This window comes from Streptosporangium sp. NBC_01810 (assembly GCF_035917355.1).
GTDB lineage: Bacteria > Actinomycetota > Actinomycetes > Streptosporangiales > Streptosporangiaceae > Streptosporangium.
Genome location: NZ_CP109070.1, coordinates 7,014,394 through 7,030,902 on the forward strand (window position 1 = coordinate 7,014,394; position 16,509 = coordinate 7,030,902).

12 protein-coding genes are annotated in these 16,509 nt (G+C 68.3%); 9 read left to right on the plus strand and 3 right to left on the minus strand.

What is annotated here, in order from left to right:
* Positions 1-129 precede the first annotated feature (129 nt).
* Positions 130-1,992, minus strand: a complete 1,863-nt coding sequence (locus OIE13_RS31710; protein ID WP_326829153.1) for an ABC transporter ATP-binding protein — start codon at positions 1,990-1,992, stop codon at positions 130-132.
* Positions 1,992-3,824 (minus strand): ABC transporter ATP-binding protein, encoded by a 1,833-nt coding sequence (locus tag OIE13_RS31715; protein WP_326829154.1) that lies wholly within the window; start codon positions 3,822-3,824, stop codon positions 1,992-1,994. The genes OIE13_RS31710 and OIE13_RS31715 overlap by 1 nt, the downstream gene beginning before the upstream one ends.
* Positions 3,825-4,139: 315 nt before the next feature.
* Here OIE13_RS31715 and OIE13_RS31720 point away from each other — a divergent pair, with 315 nt between their 5' ends.
* From OIE13_RS31720 to OIE13_RS31755, 8 genes are all read left to right on the plus strand, one after another.
* Positions 4,140-4,946 carry a MerR family transcriptional regulator gene (locus tag OIE13_RS31720; protein WP_326645980.1) on the plus strand — a complete coding sequence of 269 codons (807 nt, stop codon included), beginning with the start codon at positions 4,140-4,142 and terminating at the stop codon, positions 4,944-4,946.
* Positions 4,947-5,408: 462 nt separating this feature from the next.
* Positions 5,409-6,662, plus strand: a complete 1,254-nt coding sequence (locus OIE13_RS31725) for an ATP-binding protein (protein ID WP_326645979.1) — start codon at positions 5,409-5,411, stop codon at positions 6,660-6,662.
* Positions 6,663-7,215: 553 nt separating this feature from the next.
* Positions 7,216-7,428 carry a hypothetical protein gene (locus OIE13_RS31730; RefSeq protein WP_326645978.1) on the plus strand — a complete coding sequence of 71 codons (213 nt, stop codon included), beginning with the start codon at positions 7,216-7,218 and terminating at the stop codon, positions 7,426-7,428.
* Positions 7,421-7,861 carry a type II toxin-antitoxin system VapC family toxin gene (locus tag OIE13_RS31735; protein WP_326645977.1) on the plus strand — a complete coding sequence of 147 codons (441 nt, stop codon included), beginning with the start codon at positions 7,421-7,423 and terminating at the stop codon, positions 7,859-7,861. Before OIE13_RS31730 ends, OIE13_RS31735 begins: the two co-directional genes overlap by 8 nt.
* A 395-nt stretch (positions 7,862-8,256) precedes the next feature.
* Positions 8,257-9,867 (plus strand): ABC-F family ATP-binding cassette domain-containing protein, encoded by a 1,611-nt coding sequence (locus tag OIE13_RS31740; protein WP_326645976.1) that lies wholly within the window; start codon positions 8,257-8,259, stop codon positions 9,865-9,867.
* Between the two features lie 63 nt (positions 9,868-9,930).
* Entirely contained in the window at positions 9,931-10,749 is an 819-nt protein-coding gene (locus tag OIE13_RS31745; protein ID WP_326645975.1) for a hypothetical protein, read from the plus strand.
* A 184-nt stretch (positions 10,750-10,933) separates the two neighbouring features.
* Entirely contained in the window at positions 10,934-12,775 is a 1,842-nt protein-coding gene (locus tag OIE13_RS31750; RefSeq protein ID WP_326829155.1) for an RNA polymerase sigma factor, read from the plus strand.
* Between the two features lie 218 nt (positions 12,776-12,993).
* Positions 12,994-14,283 carry a C40 family peptidase gene (locus tag OIE13_RS31755; protein ID WP_326645973.1) on the plus strand — a complete coding sequence of 430 codons (1,290 nt, stop codon included), beginning with the start codon at positions 12,994-12,996 and terminating at the stop codon, positions 14,281-14,283.
* 190 nt (positions 14,284-14,473) lie between these two features.
* Here the strand turns inward: OIE13_RS31755 and OIE13_RS31760 are convergent, their stop codons facing one another.
* Positions 14,474-14,971 (minus strand): inorganic diphosphatase, encoded by a 498-nt coding sequence (locus tag OIE13_RS31760; protein WP_326645972.1) that lies wholly within the window; start codon positions 14,969-14,971, stop codon positions 14,474-14,476.
* Between the two features lie 104 nt (positions 14,972-15,075).
* Between OIE13_RS31760 and dacB the strand changes: the two genes are divergently transcribed.
* A complete protein-coding gene (dacB, locus tag OIE13_RS31765) occupies positions 15,076-16,458 on the plus strand; it encodes a D-alanyl-D-alanine carboxypeptidase/D-alanyl-D-alanine endopeptidase (protein WP_326645971.1) in 1,383 nt (460 codons plus the stop codon).
* Positions 16,459-16,509: the final 51 nt, after the last annotated feature.

A 16,509-nucleotide genomic window follows, 5' to 3' on the forward strand; every position in this document is an offset into this window, starting at 1 on the left:
CCACCCGAACCGAACACCCCCTACGGCGTGGTCGGGATCCGCGCGGCGCGGGCACGCTGACCGTCCTGGCGGGCTGCTCGAATCGTGGATCCCTGACCCGTGCCCGGGCGCCGGTTCGAGCAGCCTCGATCACGCAGAGCCAGTGACAGGGCCAGTGACGGGGCCGGTAACGGGGCCGGTGACGGAGACGAACCCGGAACCGGGACGGTAGTCGGGGGACTGGTGCCTGAAGTAGGTGTTGTAGACCTGGCAGTAGTGACCACCGCGAGCCAGCAGCGTGCTGTGGTCACCCTCCTCGACGATCCGGCCGTGATCCAGCACGATGATGCGATCGACGTGCTCGATCGTGGACAACCGGTGTGCGATGACGATGGAGGTGCGGTCGGCCAGCACCCGGTCCAGGCCCTCCTGGATCTGGGCCTCGGTCAGCGGATCGACACTGGCGGTGGCCTCGTCCAGGACCACGATCGCCGGATCCTGGATGAGCAGGCGGGCCAGCGCGACGAGCTGGCGCTGACCCATGGACAGGGCGCGGCCGTGTTCGCCGACGTCGGTCCGCAGGCCGTCGGGCAGGGCGTCGATCCAGTCGCCGCCGCCGACCGCCGTGGCGGAGGCGAGCACCTCCTCGTCGCCGGCCTCCGGCCTCGGGTATCTGATGTTGTCGGCGACAGTGCCGCTGAACAGGAACGGAACCTGCGGAACCGCGCCGATCTGCCGCCGGTACCCGGCCAGATCCAGCGTGCGGATGTCCCGATCGTCGATGTTCAACCGGCCGTCCTGGAACTCGTAGAACCGGGTGATCAGCTTGCTGAGCGTCGACTTGCCCGCACCGGTGTGACCGACCAGCGCGACGCTCTCGCCCGCCTCGATGGTGAGGTTGAAGTCCCGCAGGACGGTGCTGCCGGCTTCGTAGCCGAACCGGATGTCGCGAAACTCGATGCGGCCCGTCAGCCTGCCGACCGGCTGAGGGTCGGTCTGCACGACCCGGGATGGCGCGTCGATCAGGGCGAAGACCCGCTCCGACGCGGACAGGCCCTGCTGGAACTGGGACCAGAACGCGGCGATGGAGGTCAGCGGGAACCAGAAGAGCGCGACGCCCTGGAGGAAGAGGTACCAGTCGCCGGCGGACAGACCGCCGCCGAGCACCGTGGTACCGCCCAGTTGGATGAGCGCGACCGTGGCAAGCCCGGCGACGAGAAAGAGCACCGGGAAGATGCCGGAGAAGACGAAACCCTGCCTGAGCGTCACCTGGTAGCTCTGCTCGTTGATGGGCCGGAACTCGTCGTATACCCGCTGCTCCTGGCGGAAGTTCTTGGCGACGGTGATTCCGCCCATGGTCTCCTGCAGGGTGGTGTTCACCCGGCTCAGCGAGCGTTGCGCCCTGCGGGTGCTGCTGCGGGCGACCCGCCGGAACAGCAGTGCGATGCCCACCACCACCGGCACCACGAGAAGGGTCAGCAGGGCGAGCTCGACGCTGCGCAGGAAGAGCAGAATCGTGACGAAGCCAACCATCAACACCTGGCTGATCAGGTCCATCGTCAGGGTGGAGACGGTCGCGAAGTCATCGGTGTCGGAGGTGACCCGGCTGACGATCTTGCCCGACGGGTTCTCGTCGTAGAACGACAGGTCACGCTTGAGCACGGCGTCGAACGCGTCCTCGCGAAGACGCAGCACGATGTCTCCGGTGACCCTCGCGCTGTACCACTGGCGGATGAAATTGAACAGCCAGCCGAGCACCCCGGCGAGCAGCAGGCCGACGGTGAGCTGTCGGCTCACGTCGGCGATCGTGCCGTCCTCGATCCCGTCCACGCCCCAGCTGACCAGCAACGGCATGGCCGCCTGGGTCAGTGAGAAGAGCACGATCATGATCGCGACCAGGACCATCGCGCCCAGCTTCGGCCGGAAGTAGGAAAGGATCCGGCGGAGTAGATCACGATCGTTGTAGGTGCGGTCGTAGTCCTCGGCGTCGAGGCCGTCCATGATGAAGCCCATCAGCCCTGCCCTCCCTGCTCGCCCGCGAGGACCACGCCCGGGTCGGTGGTGCCTGTCAGGTCGACCTCGTCGTAGTGGGCGAAGATCCGCCGGTAGAGGCGACTGCGGGTGAGCAGTTCGTCGTGCGTGCCGTAGTCGACCAGCTCGCCTCGGCGGAGCAGCAGAACCTTGTCGGCCCAGCGGATCTGGGAGAGCCGGTGGGTGATCAGGAGCGTGGTGCGCCCGTCGAGAACGCGGTCGACGGCCTGTTGGATCCTGTCCTCCGTGGCGGAGTCGATCGCACTCGTCGAGTCGTCGAGCACGAGGATCGCCGGATCCGTCAGCAGTGCCCGTGCGATGGCCAGGCGCTGGCGCTGGCCGCCGGAGAGGGTGATGCCGCGCTCACCGATGACCGTGTCGTAGCCGTCGTCGAGCTCGCCGATGAACTCGGCGGCCTGGGCCTCCTCCGCAGCCTTCACGACGGCGCCCCGCTCCACCTGCTGGCCGACTCCGAAGGCGATGTTCTCGGCCACCGACCTGGAGAACAGCACGATGTCCTGCTCGATGGTGGAGATCTGGGAGCGCAGCGAGTCGAGGTCCCACTCGCGCACGTCCACGCCGTCCACCAGGATCCGGCCGGCGGTGACGTCGTAGATCCGGGGGACCAGCTTCGTCAGGGTGCTCTTGCCCGAGCCGGTCTCGCCGACGATCGCCACGGTCTCGCCCGGTTGCACGGTGAACGTCACCCCGCGCAACACCGGATCGTCCTCCCCGTAGCCGAACGTCACGTTCTCGAAGTGGATCGCCCCGCTGATCGGTGCGGCGTGGCCGTCGGCGCGCCGCCCGAATTCGGTCTCGGCGTTCATGATGCTCAGGATCCGGCGGGCGGACACGATGCCGAGCTGGACCAGCGAGAAGGTGAAGATCGACATACTGGTCGGGAAACCGATCATGCTCATCAGGCTCATGAAGGCGACCAGTTCGCCGATCGTGATGTCGCCCGCGGCCCGGAGGTAGAGGCCGTGCCAGAGCGACCCGGCCATCGCGAAGGCGAAGAGCAGGGTCGGCAGGTAACGGGCCTGGACCAGGCCGTTGTGGACGAAGGAGTCGCGATAGCGTCGCGCGCGTGCCCGGAACCGTCGCCGCTCCTGGTCCTCCTGCGCGGACACCTTGATCACCTCGATGCCGCGGACCGCCTCGTTCAGCCCGGCGTTGAGATCGCCGAACTGCTCACGCATGCGGGTCGCCACCGGGTTGAGCTGCCTCATGTAGTGCCAGAGCGCGAGAACGAAGACGACCGCGAAGACGCCGGGCACCAGCAGCAGCCGCGGGTCGATCGCGGCGATGAAGACCAGGGGCACGAGGCCGGTCAAACCGGAGTCGACGATCAGGTCGATGCCCGGGGAGATCATGATGGAGAGCTGCCGGATGTCGTTGGCCGCCCGCGCCATCAGGTCGCCGACCCGCTGTCTGTTGTGGAAGGCCTGGCTCTTGCCGAGCAGGCTGACGTAGAGCTCGTCCCTGGTGTCCCGCTCCAGCCGCTTGGCCAGAACCTCGCCGGCCAGGCGCGCGATGAGGTCGAAGGCGCCGCGGGCCAGCACGATCGCCAGTAGTCCCAGCGAGATCAGGCCCAGTTCCCGTGCCCCGCCGCCGTCCTCGCCCAGCACGGCGTCGAAGGCCGCGCCGGTGAGCCCGGGGACCGTGGCGTTGAGCACGACCATGATCAGCGATGCGCCGAGGAATCCGGTCAGCTGGAGCGGATGGCGGCGAACATGGGACCAGAACCAGCGCACCGGACCCCGCCTGTCATGCGGGCGGCCGGAGATGGAGAACTCCGAACTGCTGGTGGTCACAGGCCCGCTCCCGAGCAGGTCAAGGATGAAAGTCGAACTTGCTTTCTATCATCGGGCGCCGACACTTTCCCACGCATTTTCTCGGCCCCGCCCTGCTCGTCACGGGCGGACGCGCGGGCCGACCCGGATATCGGGAGGCCGTCAGGCGAAATCGGCGGGGGCGCCGCTCGGCCTGTTCCGGGACCGCCGCCTGCCGCCGAGCCGGCTCCTCGTTGCTGGAGGATGCCGCACTGCGCACTCGGGGGCGTCGGGTTGACTCTCCCCCGGGGGGAGAAGCGACGGTGGGTGGACCAAAGTGTGTGATTGGGGTTGGCGATGGCTCAGCTTGTGTTGATCGGTACGTTCTCGACCATGACCCGGCTGTCGGTCAAGGCATTGCGCCGCTACGACGAGCTGGGTCTGTTGCGGCCGGCGAAGGTCGACGCCTCCAGCGGCTATCGCTACTACGCGCTCAGCCAAGCAGGCAGGGCGGAATCGATCCGCAGGCTACGGGCACTCGATATGCCGATCGAGGAGATCAAGCGAGTGCTGGCCGCGTCCCCAGCGGACGTCTCCGGCTTGTTGGCCGAACACCGGCGACGCCTGCGGGTGGAGCGCGACCGCCACGATCACATGCTGGCCGTCATAACCCGATTGATCAACGGCGAGGAGAGCCTCATGCACTACGCGATCACTGTCGAAGCCCTGCCCACGCAGACCGTGGCCTCGGTGCGCTGCCATACCGACCTGGCCGGTATCAGCGCAACGATCGCCGAGGGCTTCGGCACCCTGATGGGGGTTCTCACGGAAGCCGGCCGGCACCCGGCCGGTTCCCCCTTCCTGGTGTTCCACGATGTCATCGACGCGGACAACGACGGCGACATCGATGTCTGCATACCGATCGAGTCGCCTGTTGCCGCGCCCCCTCCTGTGCAGGTCGGCCAGATGGCTGCGGCCACCGCTGCGGTCACCACCCACAGGGGCCGCTACGACGAGATCGCTTCCGCCTATCACGCCCTGACCACCTGGATCGCCGAGCACGGTCACGAGATCGCCGGTCCGCCCCGGGAAACCTACCTCAACGATCCGGCCGTGACCGCCGAGGCCGACCTGCTCACTCAAGTGGCATGGCCAATCCGATGACCAACGGAGTGATCATGCAAATCGACCGCTTCGCCGGAGGGGCTCATCGCCCCGGCTGAGCAGGCCGCGGGGCAGGTGCCGGGGGCCGAGATCGCTCGGCGCTGTGAGAATCCGCGCGGTGCGGTGTTCGTTCGGGCCCGTGCGGGGTGCGGCATGGCTGCGCCGTACGGGACCGCTCGGGCATGGCCGCCTGGTGTCGGGGCGTGAGCCAGATCCCAGGTCAAATGAACGACCGTGCCGCACGCCGGCCTGTGCACCGGCCATGACCTCTACGTTCGGTAAAGAACCGGTCTGGCGCGGGCCGGCCGGGGTGTCTACTCGGATGTCGGTCGTGGGTCCGTGATCTGCTGGTTTTTAATCCCGTCAAATGTCGGTGATTGATGTGCGATCTGCCGGTTTTAAGTGCCGCCAAGTGTCGGTTTGGATTTATGCTGGACTTAACCGTCGCAGAGGGGAGCCGCAGTGCCCGAGCTGGTCTCACGTCGTGTAACCGGTCATGCCGAGGAGTTCCTCGACGCCTTCAGGGTAGTGATCGTCAACGGACCGAGGCAGTCGGGCAAGACCACCCTGCTTCGGCAGCTCAACGGGGGAAGAGAGGGGACGTATCTCACCCTGGATGACGGCTCGTTGAGATCGGCGGCGCAGGCCGATCCCGCTGTCTTCATCGCCGACGGTGCGCGTCCGATGATGATCGACGAGATTCAGCGGGGAGGAGACGAGCTGATCCTGGCGATCAAGGCGGAGGTCGATCGGAAGACCGAGCGAGGGCAGTTCGTTCTGGCGGGTTCCACGAGGTTTCTGTCCACGCCGTCGTTGAGCGAGTCGCTTGCCGGGCGCGCGGGCATCCTTGAGGTCTGGCCCTTCGCCCAGGAGGAGCTTGCCGGAACGGGGGAGTCCTTTCTTGTGACGGCCTTCAACGATCCTGAGGCGCTGCGGTCCTCATCGCTCAGTGACTACGGCCGAAGGGACTACTTCGAACTGGTCTGCCGAGGTTTCTATCCGGAGGCGGTCGCGATGAGGTCGGAGTTCACCCGGGACAGGTGGTACCGGACCTATGTTCAGTCGGTCATCGACACCGACATCAGGGAGATGGCGCGAGTCGACGAGCCGAGTAGTCTCCGGCAACTGCTCAACCTCGCCGCGGCGAATACGGCGCAAGAGCCGAACACGGTCAAGATCGGCAGTGATCTCCAGCTCCATCGGAGTACGGTCAACCGTTATGTCGGCCTGCTGGAGACCGTCTTCCTGATCCGTCAGGTTCCAGCGTGGTCTCGGAACCTTGTGGCCCGGGCGGTTCGCCGTCCCAAGCTGCACGTCACCGATACCGGCCTCGCCGCTCATCTGATCGGTGTCGACGCGGACGGCCTGGCTGCCAGGGTCTCGCCCGCACGAGGCCCTCTCGTCGAGTCGTTCATCGTCAACGAGATCGCGAAGCAGGCCACGTGGGCGCCGTTCCGAGTCGGACTCCATCACTGGAGGGTCAGCCAGGGCGCTGAGGTCGACCTCGTACTCGAACGGAACAACGGACGGATCGTCGGTGTGGAGGCCAAAGCCACCGACTCTGTCAACAAGGACGACTTCAAGGGCCTGGTGGCTCTACGCGAGAGCCTCGGCGAAGATTTCGTTCACGGGTTCGTCTTCTACACCGGAGTGAGATCGCTCTCTTTCGGAGACCGGCTGACCGCGTTGCCCCTCAGTGCGCTCTGGGACAGGTAGTGCTTCGGGGGTGACCATGTGGGCCCCACGTCATACCGCGGTGAGGGGGCGCGGGGAAGGCTGCTCTGCGGTGAGGAAGGGGATCGAGTTCGGTGTCGGCGCCCTCGACCGTGACGCCCCCGGACGACGGCGTTCATGACCTGCCGGTGGCGGCGGGTGGTCGATCTCGGAGGCGGCTGCCGCGGCACCCTATGTCACTCCGTACCGGGGGAAATCGGAGTGCCCAGGAGAGAGAACAGCGGGTACCCTGCGCGAGGACCTGCGGAAGGGAATTGTCGTGGGGCACGTTGAGGTTGGCCAGCCCACTTGCAAACCGTGACCCCCATGAACCCCAGTGGTTTATCAACCTGATATGGGCTTCGTCCTTTCCAGCCGCGCGAGCCCTGTATTCCGCACGTGACCCCGATTGACCTGGGGTGATTACCCGCTGCACTGGATCATATATAGCTGCTGACCTGCGACGACGCGGCACGTGCGGAAAACGAGGCGAGCCGCCGTCTACTCGGTGGCGGTAATCCTGTGTCCGGCCGTAACAGGGTCGTACACTGCGGCTATGAGCGCGATGCGTGAGGAACTCCATCTGCTGGTGGACGAGTTGCCGGAGAGCCGGGTGTTGCCGGTGCTCGCGCTCGTCAGGGAGAACGTGTCGTCATCCCGTCGGCGGGAGAAGGCCGCGGTGGCTCTGGAAGCCATCCGTAACCGGATGCGAGGGGTGACCGAGGTGGACGAGGAGTTGGACCGGCTCCGGGACGAGTCACGTGGCTGACGCCTACATCGTTGACACCGGCGTCTTTCTGCGCTGGTTCGTCGATCAGCCTGGGTTCGAACATGCTCGCGAGATCCAGGAGGCCTTCTTGGGCGATCTCGTCGGGTTGGAGACAGCGGACTTCGCCCGGATCGAGGTGGCCGGAGTGCTGCGGAAGAAGGGGCTTCTGGCGGGCCGCCTGACAGCGGAGGAGTTCGCGATGGCCGTACGCGTCATCGACGATCTCGGTGTGACGGTTCACCCGATCGGTGCCGACCATCTGGAGCGGGCTGCCGGTCTGGCCGTACGGCTGACGTTGCGCATGTACGACGCCGTCTTCGCCCAACTGGCACTTGACCGGGGAGTCCCCCTGCTCACGACGGATGCCAAGCTCTGTCACGCGGTCGAAGGCGTGGTGAAGACCGAACTGCTCCGAGGCATGGGAGAGGTCTGATCTCGTCTGGTCACTGAGGCTGGTCGCGGAGCATGGGCTGGAGCGATCGCAGACTTTGGCGCCTCGTCGGCCGCGGGCTCCGGTCTGGTGTGAACGCGCGGTGCCGTGACGGCGGGAAACGAAGCGTTCTCGCTCCTCCTCCATGCGAACGGTTAGGCATTAACCGTTCGTATGGAGGTTCTGTGTGAACTCCTTGGGGTTGAGAGCGAATCAGCAGCGGGCAGTTCGGCTCACGTCGCCGGGTTACACCATGTCTCGCCCTACTCATGTCATGTTAGGAATTTCATCCCCGCATGTCCCGCTTGAGCTTGACGCAGAGGGTGACGGCGAAAATCGAAATGTCCGAGAGACCGGCTGGCGGGTACCCTGCGCGAGGACCTAGGAAGGGAATCGCAGTGGGGCACGTTGAGGTTGGGCATCTGACGTACGTTCTGCCGGACGGGCGGCCGTTGCTGGACGATGTGTCCTTCCGGGTCGGCGAAGGGGTCAAGGCGGCACTCGTCGGGCCCAACGGGGCGGGCAAGACGACGCTGATGCGGCTGATCGCGGGTGACCTGCAGCCGGTCGACGGGAGCGTCGCCAGTTCCGGGGGCCTGGGGATCATGCGGCAGTTCATCGGCAGCATCCGCGACGGCAGGTCCGTGCACGACCTGCTGGTCAGCGTCGCCCCTCAGCGGGTGCGGGAGGCGGCGGCGAAACTTGAGGCCGCCGAGCTCGTGATGATGGAGCGCGAGGACGAGAAGGCCCAGATGCGCTACGCGCAGGCCATCACCGACTACAGCGACGCCGGCGGTTACGACATCGAGGTGCTCTGGGACACCTGCACGATGGCCGCGCTCGGCATGCCGTACGACGGCTGCAAGTACCGCGAGGTCAACACGCTCTCCGGCGGCGAGCAGAAGCGGCTGGTGCTGGAGGCGCTGCTGCGCGGTCCCGACCAGACGTTGCTGCTCGACGAGCCGGACAACTATCTCGACGTGCCGGGCAAGCTCTGGCTGGAGCAGGCGCTCCGGGAGACTCCCAAGACGGTGGTGCTGGTCAGCCACGACCGGCAGCTCCTGGCCAACGCGGCAGATCGGATCATCACCGTCGAGTCCGGCAACATCTGGGTCCACGGCGGAGGGTTCGGCGGCTACGCCCAGGCGCGCAGGGAACGCAACGAGCGCCTCGACGAGCTGAAGAAGCGCTGGGACGAGGAGCACGCCAAGATCAAGCGGCTGGTCCTGATGCTCAAGCAGAAGGCCAAGTACATGGACACCATGGCCGCCGCCTACCATTCGGCCCAGACCCGGCTGCGCAGGTTCGAGGAGGCCGGACCGCCGGAGGCGGCGCCCAAGGAGCAGTTCATCAGCATGCGGCTCAAAGGTGGCCGGACCGCCAAGCGGGCGGTGATCTGCGAGCGGCTTGAGCTCACCGGCCTGATGAAGCCGTTCGACCTGGAGATCTGGTACGGCGAGCGGGTCGCGGTGCTGGGTTCCAACGGCTCGGGCAAGTCGCACTTCCTGCGCCTGATCGCCGGGGAGGAGGTCGGGCACACCGGCGTGGCCAGGCTCGGTGCCCGGGTCGTCCCGGGGCACTTCGCCCAGACGCACGCCCGCCCGGAGCTCATCGGCCGGACGCCCTGCGAGATCGTCATGACCGAGCACGCCCGGCTCAAGAACGAGGCGATGAAGGCGCTGTCCCGCTATGAGCTGGCCGGAACCATCGCCGAGCAGCGCTTCGAGACGCTCTCCGGCGGGCAGCAGGCCCGGCTGCAGATCCTGCTGCTCGAACTGTCGGGCACCACCCTGCTGCTGCTGGACGAGCCGACGGACAACCTCGACCTGGCCAGCGCCGAGGCTCTCCAGGAGGGGCTGGACGCCTTCGACGGGACCGTGGTCGCGGTAACCCATGACCGCTGGTTCGCCGATGACTTCGACCGGTATCTGGTCTTCGGGGCCGATGGAAAGGTCTACGAATCATCCGAACCGGTATGGGATGAGGCCAGGGTGGTCCGCCAGAGGTAAAGACTCGGGTCGTTCCCGGCGCGTCGGAGTGGGAGGGGGAGCGCCACCGGTTATCACGGCTAGGTGACGCACAGCACTCGAATCGTCGGCGCCCTCGCCCTCCTTCTCCTCATCGGAAGTGCCGGATGCACCGAGGATGAGGTGGAGAAGAAGCGGGCCGCCGCTCTCCAGCCGATCGCGGTCAGGGAACAGGCATCGTCCATCATCAAGGGTGACGATGGGTATGTGGTGAACTGGGCAGGAGTGCTGGCCAACACCAACCCGTGGCACTTCGGCGAGCACATCATGGCCACCGTGGTGGCCAAGAACGCCGAGGGCCGGGAGCTGGTCCGGCTGGAACAGCCGCTGGACGCGGTGCCTCCCGCCGGAACCCTGCCCTTCACGGGGCAGGTGGTGACCCAGGACAAGCCCGCCAACGTGAGCATCGCGTACCGCCCGGCACGCTGGCACCTGGCCGGCCGGATCGTCTCGGCCTTCCAGCCCTTCCCGGTCCGCGGTGTGCTGACCGACCGCACCGCCGACGGCAACTATCTCGTCACCGGCTACGTCGGCACCCCGTACGTGATGCCGACCCGGAGCCTGGCCGTCACCGCGCTCCTGCGCGACAAGCGGGGCAAGCTGCTCGGCGGTGGGAGCACGTTCGTGGACAACATCCAGGCGGGCGAGAACCGCCGGTTCATCCTGCAGATCAAGAGCGTCCAGAACACCCGTGACATCGCCTCCGCCGAGGTGACCGCGCGCACCTGGGGGTCGAGCAGCCGCCCCTTCGAGCAGCTCGCCCTCGGTGGCGCCCTGCCTCTGCACACGGTCAAGCCGAGGATGCCCCCGTTCGCCAAGGACCGGGGCAGGCAGGCCCCGCTCGCGAGCGTCGTCCGCCCGTGATCGGGACCCTTTCCCCGACATACCGGTAAGCGCAATTAATTCGACTAAATAGCCATTCTTTAGCATTTATGATTACGGATCGCGAGGGGCTGTTTACAGGATTGATTGACTCTGTGGAGACAGTTGCTGTCACCATGGAGAAAAGGCTGGAACTTATGGTCGCCAAGCGCTTACCTTCGGTCACATGACTGACGGTGTCCTGGTCGAAGCGCTGCGCGCGAGGGAACCTGCGGCTCTTTCCGGCCTCTACGACTCGTACGCGGAAAGCGTCTACCGATACTGCCATTCAATGCTCGGCGTCCCGGCGGGCGCGGAACTGGCGCTCCTTGACACCTTCGCCGCCGCCGAGGCCCATGTTCACGCGCTCGCCGACTCCCGTCGGCTGGAGGCGTGGCTGTACGCACTCGCTCGGGGGGAGTGCGTACGGCGCCGTCTCGCCGGGGAGTTCGACCCGCAGGTCGCCGTCCCGGTGGTCACCGGCGAGGTGGACCTGCGGGTGATGGCGTGGAACGCCACCCGGAGCCTGTCGCCCGAGGACCGGGAGGTCCTCGACCTGAGCTGCCGACACGGGTTCGGGCCCGTCGACCTCGCCGCGGTCCTGGGCGTCACCACCAAGGTCGCGGGCGCGCTGTACGAATCGGCGAGAGAGCACCTGCGCGACGTCGTCACCGTGGAGGTCCTCGTCCGCAAGGGGCCCCACGACTGCGCGAGCCGAGCCCGCATGCTGGCCGGCTTCACCGGCGAGCTCACCGCACAGACGCGCGAGCGGATGATCCGCCACGTGAACCGGTGCGACACCTGCGCTCCGCACCGGGTCAGGCAGGTCTCCGCGGCCAAGGTCTTCGACCTGCTCCCGGAGGCCACGCTGCCGCCGACGCTGCGCGCGCGGGTGATGGGCTGCTTCACCGACCCCGAGCGGATCCCCTACCGGCATGAAGTCGCCCACCGGGCCGGCCCTCTCGACAGTGCCGGGTTCCCCGCCGGTACGGCTCGCGGAGGTCGGCGCCGGCCCTACGCGACGGCCGGTACGGCGGCCGCGGTCGCCGCGGCGGCGGCGCTCGTTCTGCTCCTCACCCAGACCACGCTCGTCCCCGAAGGGGCGGGTCCCGGTGTCGCCTCGGAGGTGTTCTCGACGGCGGCGGAGCCCCCGGTCGCCCAGAGGCCGGATGAGCACCGGAGATCAGAGGAGCCTGGTCGGCTGGAGGAGCCTGGTCGGTCGGGGGAGCCTGGTCGGTTGGGGGAACTCGGTCGGTCGGGGGAGCCTCGACGGGGGGACCTGCCGCCGACGCCGGAGCCCGTCGGGCGGATCGGTTCGCTCGGGTCGACGGAGCCGGTCAGCGTCACCGGACCCGGCTCCGTGATCGACCGGCGGATGCCGGTGCCGGGCCCGACCGGTCACCCGGCGGAGACCCCGCCCCTACCGCCGGGCAACGGACCTTCGGGGCGTGGACCGGCCGGCAGGCCGGCTGTTCCCGCGGAGAGTCCGCCCCTGCCGGTGCTGCCGGGGGCCGGCGCGCCGGACCGGCACCCTCCGCACCGCGACCACCACGGACAGCGGTCCTTCCGCCCCTGCCGTGGCACACACCGATCGACGGACCCGGGCACTCCGCAGGCGATCCCGACGCCCTGGCGGGGGAGTCAGAGGCCTCCGAGAGAAGAGCACAGGCCACCCCGAGCGAACCCCCGGCCCCCGCAAGGCGACCCGAGCCCCCCGCGGGCGAATCCTCGGCCGTCGCTTGCCGACCCGCGGATTCCGTCCACCGGTTCCAGGCCGTCGCGGGGAGACCTGAGGCCTCCGTACCCCGGGCCGCGGAGAAACCTCAGCCATCTGATGCCCAGCCATCCGAGGCCCGGTCAGGGGTGGTCCCCGGACACTTCCCGACCGGCTTTCACCGGATCGAACACCGCCCCACCCCCAACGCCCGGCTCTCCCGCGTTCTCCGGGCCGTCCGCCTCCTCCGAAGGGCCGGTCGCGCCCCTCGCCGAGCGGCGGCCTCCAGGCGGTGACGGGACGCCGGCCGCCTGAGCGTCGAGACGCTTTCGGTATCCCGTCGACGGTAGGGGCCGAGCCCTTCGCGAGCGGCGGTATTGTGGCGGGCGATGACTACGTGGCGTGAGTGTCATGTGTGCGTAGAGTGACGAATGGGAATGTTGAGATAGGCCGCCTGGCAGGCGGCGACGCGCCGCGTTCTGCGGTGAGACCGCGGCAAGCGGTGTTTCACGGGGGACTCCGGGGGGAGACGCATGCATTCAGTCAGACGGCGCCGTCATGCCGCCGCGGTGGCGGGCCTGGCCTGCTGCCTGATCGCCGGTCAGGGGCTCCCCGCCGGCGCCGTGCCCGGCCGGTCGGGGCCGGCCGACGACGCCGCGCCTGGCGGCGTGTCGGGCCCGTCGGCCGAGGAGGTCGCCGAGGCGAGGGCCATGGCCCGCGAGCGTGGTGAGAGGCTCGGCGCGACCACGGTCCTGGTCGCCGAGGCACGGGCCAGGCTGGAGGAGCTCGTCGCCGACGCGGAGAGGCTCGTCGAGGCGTACAACGGTGAGCTGGTCAGGACGGCTCGCGCCAAGGAGTTCTCCGGGCAGGCGGCCGAGCGGGCGAAGATCGCCGGCTTCCAGGTCGGCAAGGCGCGTGAGGCGGTGGCCGCGATCACGGTCCGGAGCTACGGCGGGCTGGACATCGCCCAGCCCATGATGGCCATGATGACCGGCAACGGGGGACCCGCGGACGACGGCTACCTGCGCAGGGCCAGCATTCTGGCCCATATGGGCGGGGGGCAGGCGGAGACGCTCAAGCAGCTGCGGGAGTCCCAGGAGGTGCTCGCCATCCTCCAGGCGCAGGCGGATGACGCGTACGCCAAGCAGCGGGAGGCACAGGCGGAGGCCGAGGAGGCGAAGCAGGCCGCGGAGGAGGCCGTCGCCAGGCAGGTCGACGAGACTCGGCGGATCGAGGAGGAGCAGGCGCGGCTGGAGAAGCTGGCCGACGAGGCACGGAGCACGGCCGAGAAGCTCGCCAGGGAGCGCGAGGTGGCTCTGGAGCAGGCCAGGATCGCCAGGGAGAACGCCGAGCGGGCCCGGTTCCAGGCGGCCGCGATGCGCCGCGAGGCGGCCCGGATGGGGGTGGCCTCAGGGGAGCCCGCGTCGCGCTGGGCGCTCAACATGACCGCCGAGTCGGCCAGGGGCGACATCGCCGCCGACTGGGCGCTCACCCAGCTCGACAAGCCGTACGTGTGGGCGGCAGACGGGCCGGCCGCCTACGACTGCTCGGGGCTGACCATGCGGGCCTGGGAGAGGGTCGGGATCGTCATGGACCACTGGACCGGCACCCAGTGGACCTCGGGCCCGCACGTGCGGCTCAGCGAGCTCCGCCGGGGCGACCTGCTCTTCTACGGCCAGGCCACGGGGAATCCCGGCGACATCCACCATGTGGGGATCTACGTCGGCCGGGGGCTGATGGTGCACGCCCCGCAGACGGGGGACGTGGTCCGGGTCGCGCCGATGTGGCGCAGCGACCTCATCGGCGCGACCCGTCCCACGTGACGGCGTGAAAGGACCGACCCGTCCCGCGTGGTGGCTCAAGGGTGTTGAGCCATCCCGTGTGACGGCGTGAAAGGACCGACCCGTCCCGCGTGGTGGCTCAAGGGTGTTGAGCCATCCCGTGTGACGGGCGGAAGACCGGCCTGTCCGGTGGTGACGGCCCGGCAAGCACTGAGCCGTCACCCGTGACGGCTCAGTGCTTGCCGGGGTCCTCGTCCTGGGCGCGCTTGATGGAACGGACGATCTCCTCCTCGGCCTCCACCCTGCCGACCCAGTTGGCGCCCTCGACCGACTTGCCGGGCTCCAGCTCCTTGTAGACCTCGAAGAAGTGCTGGATCTCCAGGCGGTCGAACTCCGGCACGTGATGGATGTCGCGGATGTGCTCCATCCGGGGGTCGGTGGCGGGGACGCACAAGACCTTGTCGTCGCCGCCCTTCTCGTCGGTCATGCGGAACATGCCGACCGCCCGGCACTTGATCAGGCAGCCGGGGAAGGTCGGCTCCTGGAGCAGCACCAGGGCGTCGAGCGGGTCACCGTCCTCGCCGAGGGTGTTTTCGATGAAGCCGTAGTCGGCGGGGTACTGCGTGGAGGTGAAGAGCATCCGGTCGAGCCTGATGCGGCCTGACTCGTGGTCCACCTCGTACTTGTTCCGTTGCCCTTTGGGAATCTCAACGAGAACGTCGAACTCCACCGCGGTTCCTCCACTCAAGGCCCCCCGGGCACCCCCGGCTGGGCGTTAATGTCTCGTAGGCGCTTTATGCCTGATGGATACGATGATGAAAGGTCGACGAGATCATGCGGCGTGAGCAGTGGGTGGCCTTGGTCACTCTCTTCCTGCTGCAGATTTTCGTCGTCGCGGCCGGGGCACACCTGCTCACCAGTGATGTGCTGGTCAAAGGTGAATCCGCCGAGCGTGCCATGTCAGCGGCGCCGCCCCCCGTCCCGGTCATCACCGCGGGTCCGGTGCTGGCCGCTGGGGGGAACGGACCTCTCCCCGCCAAGGGTACTTTGGCAGGGCGGTTAACCGAAGCGTTGGGTGACCCCGCCTTGGGGGGAAATGTCGGGGCCACGGTCATCGACGCCGAGACGGGCGCCGTGCTGTTCGGCAGCCACGGGACCAAGGGCATCACCCCCGCCTCCACCACCAAGGTCGTCACCGCTGTCGCGTCGCTGGCCTCGCTGGGGCCCGACGCCAGGCTCAGCACCCGGGTGGTGCGGGGCTCCGCGCCAGGCTCGATCATCCTCGTCGGCGGCGGTGACCCCACCCTGGCGAGTCCGAGGACGGCGGCGAGCCAGGTCTATCCCAAGCCCGCATCTCTCGCCACCCTCGCCTCGCGCACCGCCAGGGCGCTGGCGGCGGCGGGGACGTCCAAGGTGACGGTGGCCTACGACGACTCCCTCTATATGGGGCCGCGCACCGCGGTGTCGTGGAAGCCCGGCTACGTACCCGAGGGCAGCGTCGCCCCCGTCACGGCGCTCATGGTCGACGAGGGCAGGATCTCCCGCGGCGGCCAGAGAGCCTCCGACCCCTCCCGTGCGGCGCACGCCGCGTTCGTGTCGCTGCTGTCGAAGTACGGCGTCACGGTTTCCAAGTCCGCCAAGCGGTCCAAGGCGCCGGCCGGTGCCAAGGAGATCGCCCGGGTCGAATCCGCGCCGGTCTACGCCCTGGCCGAGCGGGCACTCACGCTCAGCGACAACGACCTCTCCGAGGCGCTGGCCAGGCACGTGGCGATCAAGGAGGGTGAGCCCGCCTCCTTCGACGGCGGCGCCGCGGCCGTCGGCAAGGTGCTGGCCAGGCTCGGCGCGGAGAAGGGCGTGCTGGTCTTCGACGGCAGTGGGTTGTCACCCAGAAACCGCATCACCCCCCAGGCCCTGGCCCACCTGGTCGCGGTGGCGGCCTCCCCGGCCAACCCCGGCCTGAACCCGATCGCCAGCGGCATGCCGGTCGCCGGCTTCAGCGGCACCCTCGGGCACAGGTTCGACAAGATCCGCTCCGCCCACGGGCTCGTCCGCGCAAAGACGGGCACCCTGGACGGGGTCAACACGCTGGCGGGTATGGCCACCACGCGTGGCGGGCGCCTGCTGACCTTCGCCTTCATGGCGGACGAAGTCCCACCCGGCTGGGGCAAGGCGGAGGCGGCCCTCGACAGGCTCGCCGCGGTGGTGGCCGCTAGTTGATCATGGGTTCCGGGTGCGCGGCCCGGGAAGGGAGCACGTACGGTGGACGGT